4 protein-coding genes are annotated in these 4458 nt (G+C 68.3%); all 4 read right to left on the bottom strand.

Features of this window, described 5'->3' with window-relative positions:
* On the bottom strand, positions 1–911 hold a 911-nt coding region (locus ABDW35_RS32825; protein ID WP_343718054.1), incomplete at its 3' end, for an arginase family protein.
* Between the two features lie 188 nt (positions 912–1099).
* Positions 1100–1837: a ribonuclease activity regulator RraA gene (locus ABDW35_RS32820; RefSeq protein WP_343718053.1), complete on the bottom strand. Its 738-nt coding sequence runs from the start codon at positions 1835–1837 to the stop codon at positions 1100–1102.
* A gap of 156 nt (positions 1838–1993) precedes the next feature.
* Entirely contained in the window at positions 1994–3166 is a 1173-nt protein-coding gene (locus ABDW35_RS32815) for a mandelate racemase/muconate lactonizing enzyme family protein (protein ID WP_343718052.1), read from the bottom strand.
* A gap of 47 nt (positions 3167–3213) precedes the next feature.
* Positions 3214–4305 (bottom strand): ABC transporter ATP-binding protein, encoded by a 1092-nt coding sequence (locus ABDW35_RS32810; protein ID WP_343718051.1) that lies wholly within the window; start codon positions 4303–4305, stop codon positions 3214–3216.
* Between the last annotated feature and the right edge of the window lie 153 nt (positions 4306–4458).

The following is a 4458-nucleotide window of genomic DNA, read 5'->3' as shown; positions in this document are numbered from 1 at the left end:
CCGGCCAGGCCGCGCAGCAGCTCCAGCACCTCGCGCGGCTGCAGGCCGCCGACCTCGGGCGTGCCGGTGCCGGGCGCGAAGCCGGGGTCCAGGCTGTCGACATCGAAGGACACATAGGTGGGGCCGTCGCCGACCACCTCCCGCGCCCGGGCGATCACCGCGGGCAGGCCGAGCTTCGGCACCTCCTCGGCATGGATCACGGTCATGCCGGAGGCGTAGGAGAACTCCCAGAGATATTCGGCGCCGCCGCGGATGCCGATCTGGATCGTCCGTTCGGGGTCCAGCGTGCCCTCCAGGACGGCGTGCCGGAACGGGCCGCCATGGTGGAACTTGGCGCCTTCGAAGCTCCCGCCGGTGTCGCAATGGGCATCGATGTGGATCATGCCGACCGGCCGGTCGCGGCCGACCGCCGCCAGGATCGAACGGCTGATCGAATGATCGCCGCCGACGGCTAGCGGGACGACGCCCGCCGCCACGACCTTGCTGAAGAAGGCCTCGATGTCGGCGTGGCTCTCCTCCAGGCTGAAGCGGCTGCGGAACGGCACGTCGCCGATATCGGCGACGCGGCAGTCGGCCATCGGCGTCATGCGCAGCACATGCTCATAGGGGCCGATACGCTCGATCCCGCGCACCGCCCGGGGGCCAAGGCGCGCGCCGGCCCGGTTGGTGACGCCGAGATCCATCGGCACCCCGATCAAGGCGACGTCGATCCCGCCGAAATCTGCCTTCGCCGCGGCGTCCGGCCGGAAGGGCGCGTCGAGCAGGGTCGACGGGTCGGCGAAGGGCAGCCTGCGCCGGTCGCCGTCGCCGAATTGCAGCGACGCCGCCTTGCGGAAATCCGGGTCGTCCAGGTCAGCGCCGCCGGCGGAGCCGTAGCGGGCGCGCAGGGCCTCGAGCTTCCGTGTGTCCATCCTGTCCTCCTCGTCGGCGCTTCGGATGCCCCGCCGGGCCGTGGCCGCGCGGGCTTTGCCGTTTCGTGCCGAAGGGGATCCTGCCCCGTCTGGCGGCCGATGACCAGGAGCCTTGCCGCTGCGGCAAGCCGCAGCCGACGAGGCCCGCGATCTCGAGGAAGTCTGGGAAGCCGAGATCGGATGGCGCGTTACCGGCCTTTGCTGCGCAGCCACTCCTCATATTCCGGCCGGGCCGCGTCGCTCAGCGGGTAGTAGCGGCGCAGGTCGCCGCCCTGGGACAGGCGCTCGCGCGAGAACTCCTCCCACTCATGGTGGTGCGTCGCCTTCTCGATCACCTCCGGCGCCAGCGCCACCGGCACCACCACGGCGCCATCATCGTCGGCGACGATGATGTCGCCCGGCATCACCAGCACGCCGCCGCAGGCGATCGGGATGTTGACGCCGAAGGGCATCAGGTCGGTCTGGGTGTGGAAGTTCGGGGTCACGCCGCGCAGCCAGAAGCCGAGGTCCAGCCGGCCGGTGTTCGGATAGTCGCGGATGCAGCCGTCGATCACCACGCCCAGGCCGCCGCGGCCCTTGAAATAGGTCAGCATCATGTCGCCGAACACGCCGCTCTTCATGTCGCCGCGGGCGTCGACGACGACGATGTCGCCCTTCTGCGCGTGATACAGCACGTGCCGGTGCAGCTGCTTCTCCGGCTCGGCGTACTCGTCCTCGCCGTACAGGTCCTCGCGCTTCGGCATGAATTGCAGGGTCAGGGCAGGGCCGCAGATCGCCTTGCCTCTGGTCCAGGCCACCGGGCCGCAGATATGGGTGTTGCGGATGCCCATATGGGCCAGGGTGCTGCTGGCCGTGGCGGCGCCGATCGCCTGCAGCGCCGCGCACCATTCCGCCGGCGGCCGCTTGATGTCGCTGGTCTCGATCATTTGGGGTTCGCTTTCTCTTCGAAGATCGACGCTTTGCGTCCCGTCCCCTCCGGTGTCATTGCCGGGCTTGACCCGGCAATCCAGAGGGTCTCGACAGTCTCTGGATGCCCGGGTCAAGCCCGGGCATGACAGGGAAGGGGATGGCGAGGGCGGCGGCTAAGGCTCATCCCCGAAATAGCTGGATCCCTTTTGCAGATGCGCGCGGGCCACGTCCTCGTTCAGCGTCAGGCCATGGCCCGGGCGGTCGTTCAGATGGATGAAGCCGTCGACGATCGGCGGGCCGCCATCGACCATGTCGCTCCACCACTCCACGTCATGGGCGTGGAATTCCATCACCAGGAAATTGTTCATGGCGGCGCAGACATGGGCGCCGGCCACTGTGCCAATCGGGCTGGCCACGTTGTGCGGCGCGATCGGGATGTAATAGAGGTCGGCATGGTCGGCGACCTTCTTGGCCTCGGCCAGCCCGCCCATCTTCGGGATGTCCGGGGCGATGATCCGGGCCGCCTGCTTCTCGATCAGCTCGCGATAGCCGTGCTTGCGGTACAGGTTTTCGCCGGTGCAGATCGGCGTCCGGGTCGAATGGGTGACGTGGCGCTGCGCCTCGATGTTCTCCGGCGGCACCGGGTCCTCCAGCCACAGCAGGTCGAACGGCTCCAGCGCCTGGGCCAGCTTGATCGCGTCGTTCACCCCGAACTTCCAATGCGCGTCCATCGCCACCATGATCTCCGGCCCCACCGCCTCGCGCACGGCGCGGACGACATCGACCATCCAGGCCATCTCGCCCGATCCGATGGTGCGGTTGAACGGCTCGAACCACTGCCGGCGCGGATTGGGGTCGTCGGAGATGTCGATGGTGAAGGGGTTACGGGTGTCGAGGTCGAACTTGATGGCGCTGAAGCCGTCCGCCACCACCTCGCGCGCCTTGGCGGCGTAGGAGGACGGCTCCGGCGTGTCGCCGGCATGGCAGTCGGCATAGATCCGGATCTTGTCGCGGAAGCGGCCGCCGAAGAAGGTCGAGATCGGGGTCTGCAGCGCCTTGCCCATCAGGTCCCACAGCGCGATCTCGATGCCGCTGATCGCGGTCACGGTGGCACCGGCCTGCGACCCCTCGCCGGACAGGCAGCGGATCAGGATCTCGACGATCTTGCCGATATTGACCGGGTCCTCGCCGATGATGACGGGCTTGGCCTTGTGCACCAGCTCCGCCACCCCGGCGCCCCAATAGGCCTCGCCCAGGCCGGTGATGCCGGCGTCGGTCTCCACCCTCACCAGCACCCAGGGGAAATTCCCCGCGATGACGGCGGTGCGTAGATTGGTGATCTTCACGTGCTTCCCTCCGAGAGCCGGCCCGCTTGATCGGGGCCGGTGATGGTTCAGGCAGCCGGCAGCGCCCGTCCGGTCTTGCCGTCGAACAGGTGCAGCTTCTGCTGGTCGAATTCGAGCCAGACCGGCTGGTCGATCCCCAGCTTCACATCCGGGGTGACGCTGACCACCAGCGTCGCCGACCCCAGATGCACATGGGCGTAGGTGATGTCGCCGGTCGGCTCGACCGTGTAGACTCGGCCCGCCACGGCGCCCGGCGCCGCCTCGCGGTGCAGCCGGATGGTGCTGTGCCGCGCGCCCAGCACGATCTCGCCATCGGTCGCGGCCGCAGCCTTGCGCGCATTGGCGTCGGACAGGGCGCAGCGCCAGCCATCCGGGCTCTCGATCGCGGCGCCGTCCCCGGTCACCCGGGCCCGCACCAGGTTCATCGCCGGGCTGCCGACGAAGCCGGCGACGAAGGTGTTGACCGGGTGCTCGAACACGCGCTCCGGCGTGTCGTATTGCTGCAGCACCCCGCCGCTCATCACCGCCATCTTGTCGGCCATGGTGACGGCTTCCATCTGGTCGTGGGTGACGTAGATCACCGTCGCCTTCAAATCCTGGTGGAAGCGCTTCAGCTCCGACCGCATCTGGGTGCGCAGCTTGGCGTCCAGGTTCGACAGCGGCTCGTCCATCAGGAACACGCGCGGGTCGCGCACCAAGGCCCGGCCCAGCGCCACGCGCTGCTGCTGCCCGCCCGACAGCTCGCGCGGCCGCCGCTCCAGCAGGTGCTCGATATCCAGCAGCCTGGCGGCGGCCCGGACCTTGGTTTCGATCTCCGCCGTCGGCAGCTTCCGCATCTTCAGCGGGAAGGCCAGATTCTTGTAGATCGTCTTGTTCGGGTACAGGGCGTAGTTCTGGAACACCATGGCGATGTCCCGGTCCTTCGGGTCCAGCTCGTTGACCAGCCGGTCGCCGATCTGGATGTCGCCGTCGCTCAGCTCGATCAGCCCGGCCACCAGGTTCAGCGTCGTCGTCTTGCCGCAGCCGGACGGGCCGACCAGGGCCACGAACTCGCCATCCTCGACCGTCAGCGAGACATGGTCGACGACCGTCAGGTCGCCATACCGCTTGACCACGTCCCGCAGCACCACCTGGGCCATAAGCTCCCCTTCTCGTTCAGGACTTGACCGCGCCCTCGGTCAGGGCGCGGACGAAGTATTTCTGCAGGACCAGGAACAGCACGACGACCGGCACGCTCATGATGAACGACGCCGCCATCAGCCCCGGCCAGTTGGTCGCGTATTCGGTGAAGA

The sequence above is a fragment of the Inquilinus sp. genome, from assembly GCF_039594555.1.
Lineage (GTDB): Bacteria > Pseudomonadota > Alphaproteobacteria > DSM-16000 > Inquilinaceae > Inquilinus.
This window is presented reverse-complemented; position numbering and strand designations above follow the sequence as displayed.

What these genes read in the sequence shown, in the direction of transcription:
- ABDW35_RS32820 (WP_343718053.1), bottom strand. Translation starts at nt 1,837, where the DNA reads ATGATCGAGACCAGCGACATCAAGCGGCCGCCGGCGGAATGGTGCGCG.
- ABDW35_RS32810 (WP_343718051.1), bottom strand. Translation starts at nt 4,305, where the DNA reads ATGGCCCAGGTGGTGCTGCGGGACGTGGTCAAGCGGTATGGCGACCTG.